The organism is Candidatus Pantoea persica (assembly GCF_013753875.1).
Classification (GTDB): domain Bacteria; phylum Pseudomonadota; class Gammaproteobacteria; order Enterobacterales; family Enterobacteriaceae; genus Pantoea; species Pantoea persica.
The window spans coordinates 320,017-339,450 of record NZ_SMDS01000017.1; the positions used below are offsets into that span (position 1 = coordinate 320,017).

A 19,434-nucleotide genomic window follows, 5' to 3' on the forward strand; every position below is an offset into this window, starting at 1 on the left:
GTGACCTCTCAGGGTTGTGCCGGGGCCGCAGGCGCGCTCTCGGCGCCCTCTTGTTATCTTGGCTCTCTTTAATTATCGCCGCCGCTCTTGTAGAGGAACTGACCGATCAGGTCTTCCAGCACGATAGCCGACCTGGTATCGCGGAGCGTGTCGCCGTCTCTCAACATCGCCGAGCCCAGCTCGGGATCGTCAAAGCCTAAATTCAACGCTAAAAACTGCTCGCCGAGTAAGCCCTGTGTGCGGATCGCCAGCGAGCTGGTATCGGAAATTTTTCCGGCGTACTCGTCGCTGATCGCCATGGTGACGCGCGGCAGCAGGATTTTCGGCTCCAGGGTAATATCGGTGACGCGGCCAATCACCACCCCACCAATTTTCACCGGCGAGCTGACTTTCAGGCCGCCGATATTATCGAAGGTGGCGTAGAGCTGCCAGGTCGGCTGGGTGCCGAGCGACTTCAGATCCGCGACGCGCAGGCAGAGAAACAGCATCGCCCCCAGCGCCAGCAGCATAAACACGCCAACCCAAATTTCGCTTTTTTTGCTTTGCATTGCTTTAGTTCCCAAACATCAGTGCTGTCAGCACAAAATCGAGACCGAGCACCGCCAGCGAGGCGTGTACCACCGTACGCGTCGTCGCGCGGCTGATCCCTTCAGAGGTCGGAATCGCGTCATAACCGTTAAACAGCGCGATCCAGGTTACCGTGACGGCAAAAACCGCGCTTTTGATGATGCAGTTAATCACGTCGCTACGAAAATCCATGGCGTTCTGCATCGCCGACCAGAAAAAGCCGGCGTAGATCCCTTTCCAGCTCACGCCGACCAGCGCGCAGCTGGCGATGCCGACCGCGGTAAAGATTAGCGCCAGCAGCGGCATGCTGATAAAGCCGGCCCAGAAGCGCGGCGAAACGACGCGACGCAGCGGATCCACTGCCATCATCTCCATGCTGGAGAGCTGTTCGGTCGCCTTCATCAGGCCGATCTCCGCCGTCAGCGCCGATCCGGCGCGTCCGGCGAACAGCAGCGCGGTCACCACCGGCCCCAGCTCACGCAGCAGCGATAGTGCTACCAGCATGCCAAGGCTGGTTTCGGCGCTGTAGGTGGTCAGCACCAGATAGCCCTGCAGGCCCAGTACCATGCCGATAAACAGCCCAGAAACTATGATAATCAGCAGCGACAGCACGCCGACGCTGTAGAGCTGTTTGATCAGCAGCGGCGCGTGTTTACGAAAGGCGGGCTTGCCCGCCAGCACGTGAAACAGCATTAAGCCTGCCCGACCAAAGGTAGAACAGGTGTCGATTCCCCGGCGTCCCAGTGACGCTAGCGCCTTGAACAACATTGACTTACACTCTCCCTGAGCCGGTTAAATCGGAAAGATAATCGCCAGCGGCAAAGCGGAACGGCACCGGCCCGTCCGCGATCCCGTCGAGGAACTGCCGCACCCGCGGATCGGGATTTTCCCGCAGCTGCGGCGTGCTGCCCTGCGCAATGATCTTCTGTCCGGCAACGATATAGGCCCGATCGGCGATGCTGAGCACCTCGGGCACGTCATGCGACACCACGAGGCAGGTGACGTCGAGCGAGTGGTTCAGCTCGTCGATCAGCTTTACCAGCACGCCCATGGTAATGGGATCCTGTCCGACAAAGGGTTCGTCAAACATAATCAGTTCCGGCTCCAGCGCAATCGCGCGCGCTAGCGCGGCACGCCGCGCCATGCCGCCGGAAAGCTCCGCAGGCTTAAGCTGCGCCGCGCCGCGCAGGCCGACCGCTTCCAGCGTCATCATCACCGTGCTGTGCAGCAGCGGTGCCGGCAGCTGCGTATGCTCGCGCAGCGGCCAGGCGACATTTTCATACACGGTCAGATCGGTAAACAGCGCGCCTGACTGAAACAGCATGCTCATTTTTTTACGCGCTTCATAAAGCTTCGTGCGCGACAGGCGGGGAATATTCTCGCCGCGAAACCAGATATCGCCGCAATCGGGCTGTAGCTGACCGCCAATCAGGCGCAGCAGCGTGGTTTTGCCGATGCCCGACGGCCCCATAATGGCGGTGACTTTTCCCTTGGGCACCGTCAACGAAATATTGTCAAAAATCGGGCGATTGCCGCGCGAAAAACTGACGCCACGAACCTCGACCAGGTTCGTTTCCTGTTGGTCCATTATTACCTCTTCTGTGGATCGGGCATTATAAAGTCTACGATGTTAGCCTGTAACGCGCCAATGCGCGATAGCTTTACAGAAACCTAGCGTCTCGATTTAGCTAAAGCGGGCATTAAATTTACTTTTGCCGCGCAGGCGGTCAAAATCAGCGCTTGTTTGTAATGACAGAACCTGAAACCTGCCGTACAAGACGTGTCGGGATTGCATTTCATCGAAGGATTTTTCATGTTCGTAGCTTCTGCCCTACTGATCATCGGTTTGATTTTACTCGCTTATGGCGCCGATCGCCTGGTTTTCAGCGCCGCGATACTCTGTCGATCCTTCGGCATCCCGCCGTTGAGCATCGGCATGACGGTCGTCAGCATCGGCACCTCGCTGCCTGAAATGATCCTCTCTTTTTCGGCGGTGCAGCACGGACAGATGGATCTCGCTGTCGGCACCGCGCTCGGCTCCAACATCACCAACATTCTGCTGATCCTAGGCGGCGCGGCGCTTTCATCCCCTGACGATCCATTCCAATCTGGTGCGGCGCGAGCTGATGCTGTTCGACAACTACCTGAGCCGGCTGGACAGTGCCGCGCTGATCGCCATCGCCCTGATCTATCTGCTGGTGGCGATCCGCATTGCGCGCCGCGCCGAGCGCGACAACAACGATACCCTGAGGCGTGAGCAGCTAGCGGAGCTGCCGCGCGAAGAGAACGGCAATACGGTGGCGCTTCTCTGCTTCTCTGGCTGGCGGTTGCGCTGATTATCCTGCCGATGTCGACGCGCATGGTGATCGACAACGCCACCGCATTCGCCGACTATTTCGGCGTCAGCGAGCTGGTGATGGGTGCGACGCTGATCGCAGTGGGCACCAGCCTTCCGGAGCTGGCGACGGTGCTCGCCGGCGAGCTGAAGGGCGAGGACGATATCGCCATCGGCAGCCTGGTTGTTGCCAATATTTACAATATCGCCATCGTGCTGGGCCTGCCGGCGCTGATGAATCCCGGCAGCGTGGATGAGCACGCCTTCTTCTCATTCGCGCGCGATTACTAGGTGATGCTGGGCGTCAGCGTGCTGTTCGCCCTGCTCTGCCTGCAGCGCAGCCGCCGTATCGGGCGTCTGGCCGGCACGCTGTTACTCTGTGGTTTCATCGTCTGGGCGGCGCTGCTGTGGATTCAGCCCGCTTTCATCGACGGATAACAAAGGACCGATTTGCCATGTCAACTCAGCTTCCAGTCACGAATTTCGATTTCCAGACGGCGGGAAAAGCGGTATTGCGCATAGAACTCGAGGGTCTGGAGCAGCTGGACCAGTATATCAACGACGATTTTACGTGCGCCTGCGAGATGATTTATCACTGCCAAGGAAAAGTGGTGGTAATGGGGATGGGGAAATCAGGCCATATCGGCAAAAAGATGGCCGCCACCTTCGCTAGTACCGGCACGCCCGCCTTTTTCGTTCATCCAGGTGAAGCCAGCCACGGAGATCTCGGCATGGTCGGCAGTAGCGACGTGGTGCTCGCAATCTCCAACAGCGGCGAATCGAACGAGATTCTGGCGCTTGTTCCGGTGCTGAAGCGGCAGCATGTGAAGCTGATCTGCATGACTAGCCGTCCCGACAGCGCGATGGGCCGCGTCGCCGACGTGCACCTGTGCGTGAAAGTGCCGCAGGAGGCGTGTCCGCTTGGCCTAGCCCCGACCAGCAGCACCACCGCCACGCTAGTGATGGGCGATGGGCTGGCGGTCGCGCTGCTGGAAGCGCGCGGCTTTAGCGCCGAGGATTTCGCCCTCTCCCACCCGGGTGGCGCGCTGGGGCGCAAGCTGCTGCTGCACGTTAGCGACATTATGCACAGCGGCGATGAGATGCCTTACGTCACCCGCGACGCCTCGCTGCGCGACGCGCTGCTGAAGATTACGCGCAAAAATTTAGGGCTGACGGTGATCGTCGACGATCGCATGAAGATCGAGGGCATCTTTACCGACGGCGACCTGCGCCGCATCTTCGATATGGGCATCAATTTCCAGCACGCCACCATTTCAGAGGTGATGACGCGCGGCGGCATCCGGGTGCGCCCGAACGTACTGGCAGTGGATGCGCTCAACCTGATGCAAAACAAAAACATTACCGCGCTGCTGGTGGCCGATGACGATCGTCTGCTCGGTGTGGTACATATGCATGACATGCTACGCGCCGGCGTAGTCTGAACAGGAAACAAGAATGTCGGTTAATACTTCCTTGGTGGAAACCTGCTACGGTCCGGTCAGCGCTGAGGTGATGGCGCGCGCCAGCCAGATTCGCCTGCAGAATCTGCGACGTCGACGGCGTGATGTCGGACGGCGTAATTTATATGGGCAATAATGGCGAAGAGCTGAAAGCCTTTTAACGTGCGCGACAGCTATGGCATCCGCTGTTTACTAACCTCTGATGTGGCGATTATTACCGGACGTAATGCGCGCCTGCTAGAGGATCGCTGCCGAACGTTGGGCATTCGCCATCTTTATTAGGGACAGTCGGATAAGCTTTTGGCCTATCGCGAAAACTTCTGGATAAACTGTCGCTTTCCGACGAGCAGGTCGCCTATATCGGCGACGATCTGATCGACTGGCTGGTATATGTTACCCGCATCACTAGCGGACGCGGCGCGGTGCGCGAACTGTGCGACCTGATACTCATGGCGCAGAACAAATTTGAGGATGCCAAAGGGCAATTAGTATGATTAAAAGCAGGCGTAGGATAACGCTGATTCTGGCCTTGATTGCGCTGGTGCTAATCGGCTGGAACCTGACGAATCAGGACGAAGAGCGCGCGCCGACCACCGGCAGCGATAGCGAGCCGACCTATACCAGCGCGCAGTCCAATACCGTGGTCTACAACCCGGAAGGCGCGCTGGCCTATAAGCTGGTGTCGGAGAAAGTGACCTATTTCGCTGCGGATGAAATCAGCTGGTTCGATAAGCCGATGATGACCACCTATGACGAAAACAAGGTGCCGACCTGGTCCGTGCGCGCGGATAAAGCCAAACTGACCAAAGATCGTATGCTGTATCTGTATGGACATGTTGAGGTCAATACCTTGACGCAGGATTCACAGCTTCAGCGTATTAAAATGGACAACGCGCAGGTCAATCTCGTTTCGCAAGACGTGACGTCCGACGACCAGGTCACGCTGTTCGGGCGCGGTTTTAACTCTACCGGCATGAAAATGCGTGGAAATTTACGAACGAAAAACACCGAGTTGATTGAGAAGATCAAAACGTATTATGAAATTCAAAATGCACAACAACAGCCTTAAATGTTTTCTGGTCGGTTCGCTGCTGGCGGCCAGCCTGCCCGCGCTGGCGGTCACCGGCGACTCCGACAAGCCCGTCAACATCGACGCAGAAAACCAGGTGCTGGACCTGCAGGGCAACGTGGCGACCTTCAACGGCAACGTTATCGTGACCCAGGGCACCATCAAGATTACCGCGGACAAAGTGGTGGTGACGCGTCCGGGCGGCGACAGCAACAAAACCATCGTTGACGCCTGGGGCAATCCCGCCACCTTCTACCAGATGCAAGACAGCGGCAAGCCGGTACAGGGCCACGCCGCCAAGCTGCACTATGAGCTGGCGAACGACTTCGTTGAGCTGACCGGCAACGCCTATATCGAACAGCTCGACAGCAACATCAAGGGCGACCGCATTACCTATCTGGTGAAAGAGCAGAAAATGCAGGCTTACAGCCAGGGTCAGAGCAAGCGCGTGACCACCGTGCTGGTGCCGTCGCAGCTGCAGGACAAAAACGCTAACAGCCAGAAAAAGAGTAACTGATCACTATGGCCACACTTATTGCAGAAAACCTGGCGAAGGCCTATAAGGGCCGCCGCGTGGTGGAAGACGTCAGCCTGCAGGTCAAATCCGGCGAGATCGTCGGTCTGCTGGGCCCGAACGGCGCGGGTAAAACCACGACGTTCTATATGGTGGTCGGCATAGTACCGCGCGACGCTGGCCGCATCGTTATTGACGAGGATGATATCAGCATCCTGCCGCTGCACGCGCGCGCGCGCCGCGGCATCGGCTACCTGCCGCAGGAAGCCTCGATTTTCCGCCGCCTCAGCGTCTATTACAATCTGATGGCAGTGCTGCAGATCCGCGACGATCTCTCCGAAGAGCAGCGCCAGGATCGCGCCAACGAGCTAATGGATGAGTTCCATATCGACCATCTGCGTGACAGCATGGGCCAGGCGCTGTCGGGCGGCGAACGCCGCCGCGTGGAGATTGCACGTGCGCTGGCCGCCAATCCCAAATTCATTCTACTGGATGAGCCTTTCGCCGGCGTCGATCCCATCTCGGTTATCGACATCAAAAAGATTATCGAGCACCTGCGCGACAGCGGCCTCGGCGTGCTGATCACCGACCACAACGTGCGTGAGACGCTGGCAGTGTGCGAACGCGCCTACATCGTCAGCCAGGGCCGCCTTATCGCCCACGGCACGCCCAATGAAATTCTTGCAGATGAGCAGGTTAAGCGGGTTTATTTGGGCGAAGAGTTCAGACTCTGATAAGGTGTCGTTAATACGATGTTTGCTTAGGAAATCCTGTCCTGACTATGAAGCAAGGTTTGCAACTCAGGTTTAGCCAACAGCTGGCGATGACGCCCCAGCTGCAGCAAGCGATCCGGCTACTGCAGCTCTCTACGCTCGAACTGCAGCAGGAGCTGCAGCTGGCGATGGAGAGCAATCCGCTACTGGAGCAGGCCGAGCTTCATGATGAAGTCGACAACCGCGACTATCAGGACGAAGAGGTGCTGGACACGCGCGAGGCGCTTGAGCAGAAAGAGATGCCTGAAGAGCTGCCGCTCGACGCAACCTGGGATGAGATTTATACCGCGGGCACGCCGTCCGGCACCAGCACCGACTACCAGGATGACGAGCTGCCGGTTTACCAGGGCGAAACCACTCAGTCGCTGCAGGATTACCTGATGTGGCAGGTCGATCTGACGCCCTTCACCGACACCGATCGCGCTATCGCCACCTCCATCGTCGACGCCATCGACGACACCGGCTACCTGACCGTCTCGCTGGATGAGATCCTCGACAGCATGGGCAACGAAGAGCTGGCGCTGGACGAGATCGAGGCGGTGCTGAAGCGCGTGCAGCGCTTCGATCCCATCGGCGTCGGCGCGCGCGATCTGCGCGACTGCCTTCTGGTGCAGCTTTCCCAGTTCGCGCCGACGACGCCGATGCTGGCCGAGGTGCGCCTGATCGTCAGCGAACATCTCGATCTGCTCGCAAACCACGATTTCCGCAGCCTGATGCGCGTTACCCGCTTGAAGGAGGAGGTGCTGAAAGAGGCGATGCTGCTGATTCAGTCACTGGATCCGCGCCCGGGCCAGTCGGTGCAGACTGGCGAGCCGGAATATGTCATTCCTGACGTGCTGGTGTGCAAGGTCGGCAAACGCTGGACGGTGGAGCTTAATGCCGACAGTCTGCCGCGCCTGCGCATCAACCAGCACTATGCCGCCATGGGCGGTGCCGCGCGCAACGACAGCGACAACCAGTTTATCCGCAGCAATCTGCAGGATGCGCGCTGGCTGATTAAAAGCCTGGAGAGCCGCAACGATACGCTGTTGAAAGTGACGCGCTGCATTGTGGAACAGCAGCAGGCGTTCTTCGAACAGGGTGAAGAGTTTATGCGTCCAATGGTGCTGGCGGATATCGCCCAAGCCGTGGATATGCATGAATCCACCATCTCTCGCGTCACCACACAGAAATATCTGCACAGCCCGCGCGGCATTTTTGAACTAAAGTATTTTTTCTCCAGCCACGTCAATACCGAAGGCGGCGGTGAAGCCTCGTCTACCGCGATCCGCGCGCTGGTGAAAAAATTAATCTCGGCGGAGAACCCCGCTAAACCCTTGAGTGATAGCAAGCTCACCTCCATGTTATCTGAACAGGGGATCATGGTGGCGCGTCGAACCGTTGCTAAATACCGCGAGTCTTTATCTATCCCGCCCTCGAACCAGCGCAAGCAGCTGGTTTGACCGAAATGAGAAGGAAGACCTATGCAGCTGAACCTTACTGGGCAGAACGTTGACGTTACGCAGCCGCTGCGTGAATTCATCACCACCAAGTTCGCCAGACTGGAACACTTTTTCGATGGTATCAATCAGGTTTATATTGTGCTGAAAGTGGAAAGGGTCACCCAGGTTGCTGAAGCGATCTTACACGTCAACGGCGGCGAGCTGCACGCCACGTCGGAAGCGGACGATATGTATGCGGCGATTGACGGGCTGCTCGACAAGCTTACCCGCCAGCTAAACCGGCATAAAGACAAACTGAAAAAACACTAACCTTCACGCTTGCAGAGCGCGCCGCGCGCGCTCAGGGCGGACTGGATGGGGCGGATCGACCGCCCCGTTTTGCCATCTGTGCAAGCGCCCGGGATATCGCGCCGCTTCTGTGCGCGGTAAGCCTGCGGCTCTGTGAACTCGCAAGTGAAACGATGATGAACAACGATCTGACACTGGAACTGAGCACCGTGCTGACGCCTGCCTGTACGCGCAGCGGCGTGCATTGCCAGAGTAAAAAACGCGCGCTGGAGATTATCAGCGAGCTGGCGGCGAAGCAGCTTAACCTGCCCTATCAAACGCTGTTTGAAGCGATGCTGACCCGCGAACGCATGGGCAGCACCGGAATCGGCAACGGCATCGCCATCCCGCACGGCAAGCTGGAAGAGGACACGCTGCGCGCCGTCGGCGTGTTTATCAGCCTTGACCAGCCGATCGCCTTCGACGCGGTAGACAACCAGCCGGTCGATCTCCTGTTTGCGCTGCTGGTGCCTGCCGACCAGTGCAAAACCCATCTGCATACCCTGTCGCTGGTCGCAAAGCGACTGGCGGACAAAACCGTCTGTCGCCGCCTGCGCACTGCGCAGAGTGATGAAGAACTCTACGCCATTATTACAGAAGCTCCAGAGGAGCAGTAACGCGCGCTGCGCTTTTACCGGCGTGCGCGCCGGGGGAAAACGGGAGAGAAGGTCATGGTGCTGATGATCGTTAGCGGTCGGTCAGGCTCAGGAAAATCGGTGGCGCTACGCGCCCTTGAAGACATGGGATTCTACTGCGTTGACAACCTGCCCGTGGTGCTGCTGCCCGAGCTGGCGAATTCGCTGGTGGAGCGCAATATCTCGGCGGCGGTCATTATCGACGTGCGCAATATGCCGGAATCGCCGGAAGTGTTCGAAACCGCGCTGAACAACTTGCCTGAGGCTTTTTCACCGCAGCTGCTGTTTCTGGATGCCGATCGCAATACGCTTATCCGCCGCTACAGCGACACGCGCCGACTGCATCCGCTCTCCAGCAAAAACCTGTCACTGGAAAGCGCTATCGACGAAGAAAACGACCTGCTGGAACCGCTGCGTTCCCGCGCCGATCTGATTATTGATACCTCCGAGATGTCGGTTCACGAGCTGGCGGAGATGCTGCGCACGCGCCTGCTAGGCAAGCGCGAGCGTGAACTGACGATGATGTTCGAATCCTTTGGCTTCAAGCACGGCATTCCTATCGACGCCGACTACGTTTTCGACGTGCGCTTTTTGCCCAATCCGCACTGGGATCCCAAGCTGCGCCCGATGACCGGTCTCGATCGCCCCGTCGCCGCCTTTCTCGATCGCCATACGGAAGTGCATAACTTTATCTATCAGACGCGCAGTTACCTTGAGCTATGGCTGCCTATGCTGGAAACCAACAACCGCAGCTACCTGACCGTGGCGATCGGCTGCACCGGCGGCAAGCACCGTTCGGTGTATATAGCCGAGCAGCTGGCGGACTACTTTCGCTCCCGCGGCAAAAATGTACAGTCGCGCCATCGCACGCTGGAGAAACGCAAATCATGACCGTCAAACAAACCGTCGAAATCAAAAACAAGCTGGGCATGCACGCGCGGCCCGCGATGAAGCTGTTTGAGCTGGTCCAGAGCTTTGACGCTGAAGTGCTGCTGCGTAACGAGGCAGGCACCAAGGCGGAGGCGAGTAGTGTTATCGCTTTGCTGATGCTCGACTCGGCGAAAGGCGGTCATATTGAAATCGAGGCGAGCGGCCCGGAGGAGATCCGGGCGCTAGCGGCCGTGATTGAGCTGTTTGAGGCCGGGTTCGACGAAGAGTAAACGCTAGTCGAGGCGATGGCGCTGCAGAAAGCCCTCTCCGCCCAGCTGACGCATAATCCACTGCTGGCGCTGACAGATATAGCCTGACGGCGCGTTGGCGTGAAAGCGGATGGGATTCGGCAGCAGCGCCGCTTCCGCAATCGTCAGGCGGCTGGTTGGCTTATGGAAATAGCGCTGCGCCGCTGCTTCGACGCCAAATACACCCGGACCGAACTCCGCGATATTGAGATAGACGGTCGATGCGCCGCTTGGTCCAAACAGTTTCAATGCCCAGGATTAATCCCGCTTCCAGTCCCTTGCGCACCCAGCTGCGCCCATCCCAGAGAAAAAGATTTTTTGCCGTCTGCTGCGACAGAGCCGAGGCGCCGCGCATGCGCTCGCCTTCGCTACCGAGCACCGACTCAATCGCATCGACGTCAAATCCCCAGTGCTGCGGGAATTTCTGATCTTCCGAGGCGATCACCGCCAGCCCCATCCATGGCGAAGTGTCGCTATGCCCTACCCAGTCAGAATGCGCCACGTAATGAAAACCGCCGCTCGGCCAAGCGGCCAGCTGACGCTCCACCATTACCGCGGAGAAAGGCACCGGCAGAAAGGAAAATAGCAGAATGCCGGCGGCCCACAGGCCCACCAGCGTCAGCACGACGCGCACTCCGGCTCGCTTACCCCGCTGCCACAGGTTCCCTTTATTCTTATTCATACAATATTCTCTTAACTGTTCCCTGTGTTAATCAATTCCTGAAGGGATGAGAGACTCATCTTCGTCAAAATACCTGAAGAAGCGTAAATTTATGCGAAAATTTCCTGCGTTGGAAAAATCTTGCGCGCCCCGAAAACGCTGACAGCTCGAGTGACATCAAGCACTTCCGCATAAAAGGAATCGGTTCCATAGCCGATGAGTACTAATCGTTTTTCTCGAAATACATTTAATCAATTGTGATAAACACCGCGAAAAATCATTCATATTTATAAATTATCAATGATGCGCCACAGTGTTGCTTTTCATCATTTGGAACTCAAGGTTAATCTTTAGCTTCTGTAATGCCCTGTTTTCTGCTGATTAACGCGTCAGGACGGTTTTCTGGCCCGCCGCGGGTTTCCTGAAAATATACCGCGCATCGAGGATCTGGAAATTTATACCTCCGCTTTCCAAAGCGTTTTGGATAAAAGCGGAAACTCTCTTTTTTTAACTTTAAATATCAGTCAGTTAACCACGAAAACTGCCGTAACGCTCGGATACGCTGACTTTCTTCGCTTTCGAGCGCGGGCGCAGTCCTCGCAGCAAACGACAACCGTGCCAAAAAAATAGTACAATTGGTCAAAATGAGCGCAAGGCAACGCAGAAATTAATTCCTTGCTTGACTGTGTTGGCAAATTAATGTTTTCTGTACTCAAGCGCTTCTCGACATCACAAATTTTAATGAATCTTCAGCCAGTGAAAGATGAATTTGCTGAGGTGATGTCAGACGTTAACCAATACCACGCTGTTGCACTTTAATCCCTCTAACTAAGTATAGCAACAGCGCCTTTTTCCCTGGTGTTGGCGCAGTATTCGCGCACCCCGGTCTCGACTGGGGTCATTTTTTTTAATACCCTTACGATTCCTTCTCCGCTACCCAGTCGTGCAGTACCTGCACGTCATGGCGCCATTCACGCTTGGGCTCTTCTATCCATTCGCCAACGTTATCCCACTAGGCCGGCAGTTCCGGACTCTGAATTTGTTTCGCCACCTGCTGTAGATGCTGAAGTCCCACAGATCCCGCCGCACCCTTGATCTTGTGCCCCTATTCCGCGATCCCTTTTTGATCGCGCGCCATCAGGTTGGAATCGAGCACCTCCAGGTAGCCTGGCATCATCTGTTCGAACATCGTCAGGCTCTGGGTCATCAGACCGGGGCCGACCAGCTTGAGATACTGCTCCAGCATCGGCAGGTCGAGTAGCGTGCGCGTGGCGTCCTCGCTGTCAGCGCCTGGGTCCTCGTCGTCGCGCTGGTTGTCCCAGAATTTCTTGATCATGGCGGTCAGCGCCGGCACCGACAGCAGCTTGCTCAGCACGTCATCCATACCCGCGTCGAGATACTCTTTTTCATCCTTGAGCACGTTAGCGGTCAGCGGCGGCAGCGTGGCCTCTGGATAGCGCGCGAGACGTCGAGGCCGGTCATATCGGGCAGCTGAATATCCAGCAGCGCGAGATCGAACTCCAGCGGATCGAACATATCCAGCACCGAACGCGCTACGATGACGTTCAGCTCGATATCTTCGACCAGTAGCACATGCAGCGCCGGCAACAGCATGCTGTCATCCATATTATCATCCTCCACCTCTTCCGCCACGCGCGGCGCGTTAATCACCACGGTAAAGCAAGCGCCCTCTCCCAGCGTGCTGCGCACGGTGATATCGCCGCCCATCGCCTGCGCCAGCCGGCGTGACACCGCCAGCCCAATGCCGGTGCCGGTCGCCGGCTTACCGCCGTGCGGATCCTTAACCTGATAGTACATGGCGAAGATTTTATCCTGCTCCTCCTGCGGAATGCCCTGGCCTGAATCCTCGACCTCGAAGCGCAGCGTTTCGTTCTGCTCATAGGCGACGCGCACCACGATTTCGCCCTGCTGGGTGAACTTCATCACGTTACCGATCAAATTCCACAGGATCTGGCGCAGACGCGTGCCGTCGGCGCAGATTTTGTGCGGTAGCGGCAGGCGCGGCGCCATCACGAACTTCAGCCCTTTCGGCTGCGCCAGCAGGCCAGAAAGGTTTTCCAGGTCGGCCAGGAAGCCGGTAAAGTCGAGCGGCTGGTTATCCAGCTGCACTTTACGCCGCTCGATTTTGTCGACCTCGATTATGTCATTAAAGATATTGCCGAGCATGATGGCAGAAACGTGAATGGTTTTCAGGTACGTCAGCTGCTCCTGGGTTAAATCGGTGTCGAACAGGATGCGGCTCAGGCCAACGATGCTATTAAGCGGCGTACGCAGCTTGTGGCTGATGGTGGAGATAAAGGTGGTTTTTTCCCGGCTGGCGTTCTCCAGCGCGTCCTGGTAGCGCTTACGCTCGGTAATATCGCGGCCGAAGCCCATCAGCCCGCTGCGTTTGCCGACGCGAGCGTAATAGGGCACCTTTTGGATTTCAAAACAGGCCTTGCGCCCGTCAGGGTATTGCAGCCACTGTCCGTAGGTGAGCGAAACGTTATATGGCGGAACACCTTCTCGTCGGTCTCCAGCACCTTACCTGCGGCGTCTTCATCATAGATATCGCGCGGCGTCAGGCCAATAAGCTGCTTTTCGCTCTTGCCGGTGAGCAACTCCATGGCGCGGTTACAGCCAGAAAACTGCTTATCGATGTTGCGGTAAAACACCAGATCGGGCGAGGCATCGAGGAAGGAGCGTAAAAACGAGGACTGCTGTTCCAGTTCGATCTGCGCCTGTTCGCGGCGCGCCATCTCTTCGCACAGCTTATCCATCACCTGCTCGCGCGCCTGCTTGGCTTTAATACAATCGTTGATCTCCTGATTCAGCTGGGTGATCGTCTCCTTTATCAGCTGGTTCAGCTCAAATCGCGGGTGCGCATCTCCTCCAGCTTATCCACCAGGCGCGACAGGCGCTGGCGTGACTCCTCCAGCTGATCTACCACCACCGAGAGAAAGTAGACCGCCTAGGGAGTAATCAGCAGGCCAAAGAAGACGGAGCGTACCACGTCAATACTCTCGACGTGTCCGCGCAGCACCATGGTAACGGCCATCTGGACCACTATCGCCAGCACCACCAACGCCGAGGCGAGCATCAGCGAAAAGCGCACCAGTCCTAGCTTAACCATCAAATCAACGTAATATTGCGCCAGCAGGCTCTCTGGAAAAGAAACAGGCTCATGATAGCGCACTTAGGTAGCGAAGTGCGCGGCGGGGCCACAAAGCGCGCGTTACGCCCCATTCTAGTACAGCTGGAGCCACGATCGCCGACGATGCCTGCCAGCGCGTTAAATCACTTGACTAATTGTGCCAACTGCATAATCTAAAGCGCCGCCTGACGGCGAGCCAAAAACATCATAAATCTTTCATATTGCTGACTAATAGCGCGCTGCTGTTCTGGCATCGTTTTTTCTTTATGAATAGCCATTCACTTTTACTGGCTGAAAATTCATAGCTAGCTTGATTAATTTTACTTATGCCCCCCTCATTTTGATTTAAATATGGGGTGGTAAGAAAAACAGATACTTGATGTGCAGGTAATCTGCTAAACAGCATTTCCTGATGTTAAAGGGTATTTTGCCAGCATGGTGCAGGTATTTGACCGCTGAACTACAGTGAGACAGTTCACATTTCCGCCGAACCGGGCAGGCGAGCCAATCGCCCTTTTTTCATATAAAATGAAATTAAAATCAATATGTTAACTCAAAAACCCTGTCAAAAATGACGACCAGGAACACTATTTGACCTTATTATGCTTTCCCGATAAGTTGGAAATTCGCTGGAAGCTTTCTGGACGGGTGCTCAATCCGTCACATTTATGCAGTAACAGAGATTCCCCCTGTAACAAGACCTCGACGCTTGTGACAACGACGCTAACGGCCAGATAAATGGGGCGACACAGGAGTGCAGCGCATGATGCGCGGCTCCGTCGTCTGCCCTTTCTGCGCCCGTCGTCTGACCAAAGGGAATCCACAGAGCCTGGGGAGTTTCACTGAAATGTTGTATGACAAATCCCTTGAAAAGGATAACTGTGGTTTCGGCCTGATCGCCCATATAGAAGGCGAACCTAGCCACAAAGTAGTGCGTACTGCCATTCATGCACTGGCCCGTATGCAACACCGCGGAGCGATCCTTACTGACGGCAAGACTGGCGACGGCTGTGGTCTGTTATTACAAAAACCTGACCGCTTTTTCCGCGTCGTGGCGGAAGAGAAAGGCTGGCGTTTGGCAAAAAACTACTCTGTCGGCATGCTGTTCCTCAGCCATGACGAAGAAGAAGCGCAGGCGAGCCGCCGCATCGTGGAAGAAGAAGTGATCCGCGAAACCCTCTCTGTGGTGGGCTGGCGCGACGTGCCCGTCAATCAGGACGTGCTGGGCGAGATAGCCCTCTCCTCTATGCCGCGCATCCAGCAGCTGTTTATCAACGCACCGGCCGGCTGGTGCCCGCGCGATATGGAGCGTCGCCTCTACATGGCGCGCCGCCGTGCGGAAAAGCGGATTGAGCAGACCGACGATAAAGCCTTTTACATCTGTAGCTTCTCGAACCAGGTCAACATCTATAAAGGCCTGTGTATGCCGGCCGACCTGCCGCGCTTCTATCTTGACCTGGCGGACCTGCGTCTGGAATCGGCCATTTGCCTGTTCCACCAGCGCTTCTCCACCAACACCGTGCCACGCTGGCCGCTGGCGCAGCCGTTCCGCTATATGGCGCACAACGGCGAGATCAACACCATTGCCGGCAACCGCCAGTGGGCGCGCGCGCGCGCCTATAAATTCAATACGCCGCTGATCCCCGATCTGCAGAATGCCGGGCCTTTCGTCAACGAAACCGGCTCCGACTCCAGCTCAATGGATAACATGCTGGAGCTGTTCCTGAACGGCGGTATGGACTTGGTGCGTGCCATGCGCCTGCTGGTGCCGCCTGCGTGGCAGAACAACCCGGATATTGATCCGGAGCTGCGCGCCTTCTTTGACTTCAACTCCATGCACATGGAGCCGTGGGACGGCCCGGCGGGCATTGTGATGTCCGACGGCCGCTACGCCGCCTGTAACCTGGATCGCAACGGCCTGCGTCCGGCGCGCTACATTATCACCAAGGACAAGCTGATTACCTGCGCCTCAGAGGTCGGCATCTGGGACTACCAGTCGGACGAAGTGGTGGAAAAAGGACGAGTCGGCCCCGGCGAGCTGATGGTGATCGACACCCGTATCGGCCGCATCCTGCATTCGGCGGAAACCGACAACGACCTCAAAAGCCGCCATCCCTATAAAGAGTGGATGGAGAAAAACGTCAAGCGCCTAGTGCCGTTCGAAGATCTGCCGGACGATCAAGTCGGCAGCCGCGAGCTCGACGACGTGCAGCTGGCGACCTGGCAGAAGCAGTTCGCCTACAGCAGCGAAGAGCTGGATACCATTATCCGCGTGCTGGGCGAGAACGGCGAGGAAGCGGTCGGCTCAATGGGCGACGATACGCCGTTCGCCGTGCTGTCCAGCCGCCCGCGCATTATCTATGACTACTTCCGCCAGCAGTTCGCGCAGGTGACCAACCCGCCGATCGATCCGCTGCGTGAAAATCACGTGATGTCGCTGGCGACCAGCATCGGCCGCGAAATGAACGTCTTCTGCGAAGCGGAAGGCCAAGCGCACCGCGTCAGCTTTAAATCGCCGATTATGCTGTGGTCTGACTTCAATCAGCTGACCACCATGGAAGGCGAGTACTATCGCGCCGACACGCTCGACTGCACCTTTGATCCTGCGACCCAGACGCTGGAGCAGGCGATACATATGCTGTGCGACGAAGCGGAACGTATGGTGCGCGACGGCACCGTGCTGCTGGTGCTCTCCGACCGCGCCATCAGCGAAACGCGCCTGCCGGTACCGGCGCCGATGATCGTCGGCGCAGTGCAGACGCGACTGGTTGAGAAGAGCCTGCGCTGCGACGCCAACATCATCGTTGAAACCGCCAGCGCGCGCGATCCGCACCACTTAGCCGTTCTGCTCGGTTTCGGCGCGACTGTCATCTACCCTTACCTCGCCTACGAGTCGCTGGCGAAGATGATCGACAGCAACGTGATCGAAAAAGATTACCGCGCGGTGATGCTCAACTACCGTAACGGCATCAACAAAGGCCTGTACAAGATCATGTCCAAAATGGGCATCTCGACCATCGCCTCTTACCGCTGCTCGAAGCTGTTTGAAGCGGTGGGCCTGCACGCCGATGTGTCGGGCCTCTGCTTCCAAGGCGTGGTCAGCCGCATCAGCGGCGCGAACTTCGCCGACTTCCAGCAGGACCTGATCAACCTGGCGAAGCGCGCCTGGCGGCAGTGTAAGCCGCTGGATCATGGCGGTCAGCTGAAGTACGTGCACGGCGGCGAGTATCACGCCTATAACCCGGACGTAGTGGGCACGCTGCAGCGCGCCGTCGAAAGCGGCGAGTACAGCGACTATCAGGCCTATGCGAAGCTGGTGAACGAGCGTCCGGTGGCAACGCTGCGCGATCTGCTGGAACTGCAGCCGGGCACCGAATCGATCCATATCGACGACGTCGAGCCGGCCAGCGAGCTGTTCAAGCGTTTCGATACCGCGGCGATGTCAATCGGCGCGCTCAGCCCGGAGGCGCACGAAGCGCTGGCCGAAGCGATGAACTCGCTCGACGGCTATTCAAACTCCGGCGAAGGCGGCGAAGATCCGGTGCGCTACGGCACTAACAAAGTGTCGCGCATCAAACAGGTTGCTTCGGGCCGATTCGGCGTCACCCCAGCCTACCTGGCGAATGCCGACGTGATCCAGATAAAGGTGGCGCAGGGCGCCAAGCCAGGCGAAGGCGGCCAGCTGCCGGGCGATAAGGTTACCCCTTATATCGCGAAGCTGCGCTATTCGGTGCCGGGCGTGACGCTGATCTCACCGCCGCCGCACCATGACGTCTACTCAATCGAAGATCTGGCGCAGCTAATTTTCGACCTGAAGCTGGTGAATCCGAAGGCGATGATTTCGGTGAAGCTGGTTTCCGAACCGGGCGTCGGCACCATCGCCACCGGCGTGGCGAAAGCCTATGCCGATCTGATCACCATCTCCGGCTACGACGGCGGCACCGGCGCCAGCCCGCTCAGCTCGGTGAAGTATGCCGGCTGTCCGTGGGAGCTTGGCCTGGTGGAAACCCAGCAGGCACTGGTCTCCAACGGCCTGCGCCATAAGATTCGCCTGCAGGTGGACGGCGGCCTGAAAACCGGACGCGACATTATCAAGGCGGCGATTCTGGGCGCAGAGAGCTTCGGCTTCGGCACCGGCCCGATGGTGGCGCTGGGCTGTAAATACCTGCGTATCTGTCACCTCAACAACTGCGCGACCGGCGTAGCAACCCAGAATGACAAGTTGCGTAAGAATCACTATCACGGCCTGCCCTTCAAGGTAACCAACTACTTTGAATTCATCGCGCGCGAAACGCGCGAGATCATGGCCAACTTGGGCGTTAAACGCCTGACGGATCTGATTGGACGCACCGATCTGCTGAAAGAGCTGGATGGTTTCACCGCCAAACAGCAGAACCTGGATCTCTCGTCGCTGCTGAAAACCGCCGTGCCGATGCCGGGCAAGGCACTGCACTGTACCGAGGGCAGCAACCCGCCGTTCGACAAGGGCGAGCTGAACAAGGCACTGCACGACCAAGCGATGCCGTTTGTCCAGGCGCGTCAGAGCAAGACGTTCTACTTTGACATCCGCAACACCGACCGCTCGGTGGGCGCGACGCTCTCCGGCGCCATCGCGGCGATCCACGGCGATCAGGGGCTGTCGGCGGATCCGATCCGCGCGCACTTCTCCGGCACCGCCGGCCAGAGCTTCGGTGTCTGGAACGCAGGCGGCGTCGAGCTGACGCTGACCGGCGACGCCAACGACTATGTCGGCAAAGGTATGGCTGGCGGCATGCTGGTGATTCGTCCGCCGGTCGGCTCCGCCTTCCGTAGCCACGAGGCCACCATTGCGGGTAACACCTGCCTCTACGGCGCGACCGGCGGCAAGCTGTTCGCCGCTGGCCGGGCGGGCGAGCGCTTCGCGGTGCGCAACTCCGGCGCTATCACGGTAGTGGAAGGGATTGGCGACAACGGGTGCGAATATATGACCAGCGGCATCGTCTGCGTGCTGGGCCGCACCGGCGTCAACTTCGGCGCAGGCATGACGGGCGGCTTCGCCTACGTGCTGAATGAAGATGGCGAGTTCCGCAAGCGTGTCAACCCGGAGCTGGTAGAAGTGCTGAACGTCGACGAGCTGGCGATCCACGAAGAGCATCTGCGCGGCCTGATCACCGAGCATGTGCAGCACACCGGCTCCAGCCGTGGCGAAGAGATCCTCGCCAATTGGCCGCTCTGGTCGTCGCGCTTCGCCCTGGTTAAACCCAAGTCCAGCGATATGAAAGCCTTGCTGGGTCACCGCAGTCGTTCCGCAGCCGAGCTGCGCGTGCAGGCACAGTAATA

12 protein-coding genes and 5 pseudogenes are annotated in these 19,434 nt (G+C 57.8%); 12 read left to right on the plus strand and 5 right to left on the minus strand.

The window, feature by feature from the left end; all coding sequences use genetic code 11:
* Positions 1-8 precede the first annotated feature (8 nt).
* The 3 genes and pseudogenes from mlaD to mlaF form a co-directional block, all read right to left on the minus strand.
* Positions 9-548, minus strand: a pseudogene (gene mlaD, locus EIO60_RS08605) (outer membrane lipid asymmetry maintenance protein MlaD).
* 4 nt (positions 549-552) lie between these two features.
* Positions 553-1,335 (minus strand): lipid asymmetry maintenance ABC transporter permease subunit MlaE, encoded by a 783-nt coding sequence (gene mlaE / locus EIO60_RS08610; protein ID WP_258576510.1) that lies wholly within the window; start codon positions 1,333-1,335, stop codon positions 553-555.
* Between the two features lie 4 nt (positions 1,336-1,339).
* Entirely contained in the window at positions 1,340-2,155 is an 816-nt protein-coding gene (mlaF, locus tag EIO60_RS08615; RefSeq protein ID WP_258576511.1) for a phospholipid ABC transporter ATP-binding protein MlaF, read from the minus strand.
* A gap of 225 nt (positions 2,156-2,380) precedes the next feature.
* Here mlaF and EIO60_RS08620 point away from each other — a divergent pair.
* The 11 genes and pseudogenes from EIO60_RS08620 (at position 2,381) to npr (ending at position 10,282) form a co-directional block, all read left to right on the plus strand.
* Positions 2,381-3,340: pseudogene (locus EIO60_RS08620) on the plus strand (calcium/sodium antiporter).
* 17 nt (positions 3,341-3,357) lie between these two features.
* The gene (gene kdsD, locus EIO60_RS08625; RefSeq protein WP_258576512.1) at positions 3,358-4,344 is read left to right on the plus strand and encodes an arabinose-5-phosphate isomerase KdsD; all 987 of its coding nucleotides are present in this window, start codon (positions 3,358-3,360) and stop codon (positions 4,342-4,344) included.
* A gap of 13 nt (positions 4,345-4,357) precedes the next feature.
* Positions 4,358-4,856, plus strand: a pseudogene (kdsC, locus tag EIO60_RS08630) (3-deoxy-manno-octulosonate-8-phosphatase KdsC).
* The gene (lptC, locus tag EIO60_RS08635) at positions 4,853-5,431 is read left to right on the plus strand and encodes an LPS export ABC transporter periplasmic protein LptC (protein ID WP_258576513.1); all 579 of its coding nucleotides are present in this window, start codon (positions 4,853-4,855) and stop codon (positions 5,429-5,431) included. The pseudogene kdsC and the gene lptC overlap by 4 nt, the downstream one beginning before the upstream one ends.
* Positions 5,400-5,948 (plus strand): lipopolysaccharide ABC transporter substrate-binding protein LptA, encoded by a 549-nt coding sequence (gene lptA / locus EIO60_RS08640; RefSeq protein ID WP_258576514.1) that lies wholly within the window; start codon positions 5,400-5,402, stop codon positions 5,946-5,948. The genes lptC and lptA overlap by 32 nt, the downstream gene beginning before the upstream one ends.
* A gap of 5 nt (positions 5,949-5,953) precedes the next feature.
* Positions 5,954-6,679: an LPS export ABC transporter ATP-binding protein gene (gene lptB / locus EIO60_RS08645; RefSeq protein ID WP_258576515.1), complete on the plus strand. Its 726-nt coding sequence runs from the start codon at positions 5,954-5,956 to the stop codon at positions 6,677-6,679.
* Between the two features lie 47 nt (positions 6,680-6,726).
* Entirely contained in the window at positions 6,727-8,160 is a 1,434-nt protein-coding gene (gene rpoN, locus EIO60_RS08650) for an RNA polymerase factor sigma-54 (protein WP_258576516.1), read from the plus strand.
* A 21-nt stretch (positions 8,161-8,181) separates the two neighbouring features.
* A complete protein-coding gene (hpf, locus tag EIO60_RS08655) occupies positions 8,182-8,469 on the plus strand; it encodes a ribosome hibernation promoting factor (RefSeq protein ID WP_258576517.1) in 288 nt (95 codons plus the stop codon).
* Between the two features lie 155 nt (positions 8,470-8,624).
* Positions 8,625-9,104, plus strand: coding sequence for a PTS IIA-like nitrogen regulatory protein PtsN (ptsN, locus tag EIO60_RS08660; RefSeq protein WP_258576556.1), 480 nt, complete (start codon positions 8,625-8,627; stop codon positions 9,102-9,104).
* Positions 9,105-9,158: 54 nt separating this feature from the next.
* Complete coding sequence (gene rapZ / locus EIO60_RS08665; RefSeq protein ID WP_258576518.1) at positions 9,159-10,013, plus strand: RNase adapter RapZ; 855 nt, start codon at positions 9,159-9,161, stop codon at positions 10,011-10,013.
* Positions 10,010-10,282, plus strand: a complete 273-nt coding sequence (gene npr / locus EIO60_RS08670) for a PTS phosphocarrier protein NPr (protein ID WP_258576519.1) — start codon at positions 10,010-10,012, stop codon at positions 10,280-10,282. The genes rapZ and npr overlap by 4 nt, the downstream gene beginning before the upstream one ends.
* Positions 10,283-10,285: 3 nt before the next feature.
* Here npr and mtgA read toward each other — a convergent pair.
* Positions 10,286-10,982 (minus strand): annotated as a pseudogene (mtgA, locus tag EIO60_RS08675) (monofunctional biosynthetic peptidoglycan transglycosylase).
* Positions 10,983-11,877: 895 nt separating this feature from the next.
* A pseudogene (arcB, locus tag EIO60_RS08680) lies at positions 11,878-14,094 on the minus strand (aerobic respiration two-component sensor histidine kinase ArcB).
* A gap of 868 nt (positions 14,095-14,962) precedes the next feature.
* Here arcB and gltB point away from each other — a divergent pair.
* Entirely contained in the window at positions 14,963-19,432 is a 4,470-nt protein-coding gene (gltB, locus tag EIO60_RS08685; protein WP_258576557.1) for a glutamate synthase large subunit, read from the plus strand.
* Positions 19,433-19,434 lie beyond the last annotated feature (2 nt).

Excerpts from the sequence above, each read along its gene's own strand:
- mlaE (WP_258576510.1), bottom strand. The coding sequence starts at position 1,335 with ATGTTGTTCAAGGCGCTAGCGTCACTGGGACGCCGGGGAATCGACACC.
- mlaF (WP_258576511.1), bottom strand. The coding sequence starts at position 2,155 with ATGGACCAACAGGAAACGAACCTGGTCGAGGTTCGTGGCGTCAGTTTT.
- kdsD (WP_258576512.1), top strand. The coding sequence starts at position 3,358 with ATGTCAACTCAGCTTCCAGTCACGAATTTCGATTTCCAGACGGCGGGA.
- lptC (WP_258576513.1), top strand. The coding sequence starts at position 4,853 with ATGATTAAAAGCAGGCGTAGGATAACGCTGATTCTGGCCTTGATTGCG.
- lptA (WP_258576514.1), top strand. The coding sequence starts at position 5,400 with ATGAAATTCAAAATGCACAACAACAGCCTTAAATGTTTTCTGGTCGGT.
- lptB (WP_258576515.1), top strand. The coding sequence starts at position 5,954 with ATGGCCACACTTATTGCAGAAAACCTGGCGAAGGCCTATAAGGGCCGC.
- rpoN (WP_258576516.1), top strand. The coding sequence starts at position 6,727 with ATGAAGCAAGGTTTGCAACTCAGGTTTAGCCAACAGCTGGCGATGACG.
- hpf (WP_258576517.1), top strand. The coding sequence starts at position 8,182 with ATGCAGCTGAACCTTACTGGGCAGAACGTTGACGTTACGCAGCCGCTG.
- ptsN (WP_258576556.1), top strand. The coding sequence starts at position 8,625 with ATGAACAACGATCTGACACTGGAACTGAGCACCGTGCTGACGCCTGCC.
- rapZ (WP_258576518.1), top strand. The coding sequence starts at position 9,159 with ATGGTGCTGATGATCGTTAGCGGTCGGTCAGGCTCAGGAAAATCGGTG.
- npr (WP_258576519.1), top strand. The coding sequence starts at position 10,010 with ATGACCGTCAAACAAACCGTCGAAATCAAAAACAAGCTGGGCATGCAC.
- gltB (WP_258576557.1), top strand. The coding sequence starts at position 14,963 with ATGTTGTATGACAAATCCCTTGAAAAGGATAACTGTGGTTTCGGCCTG.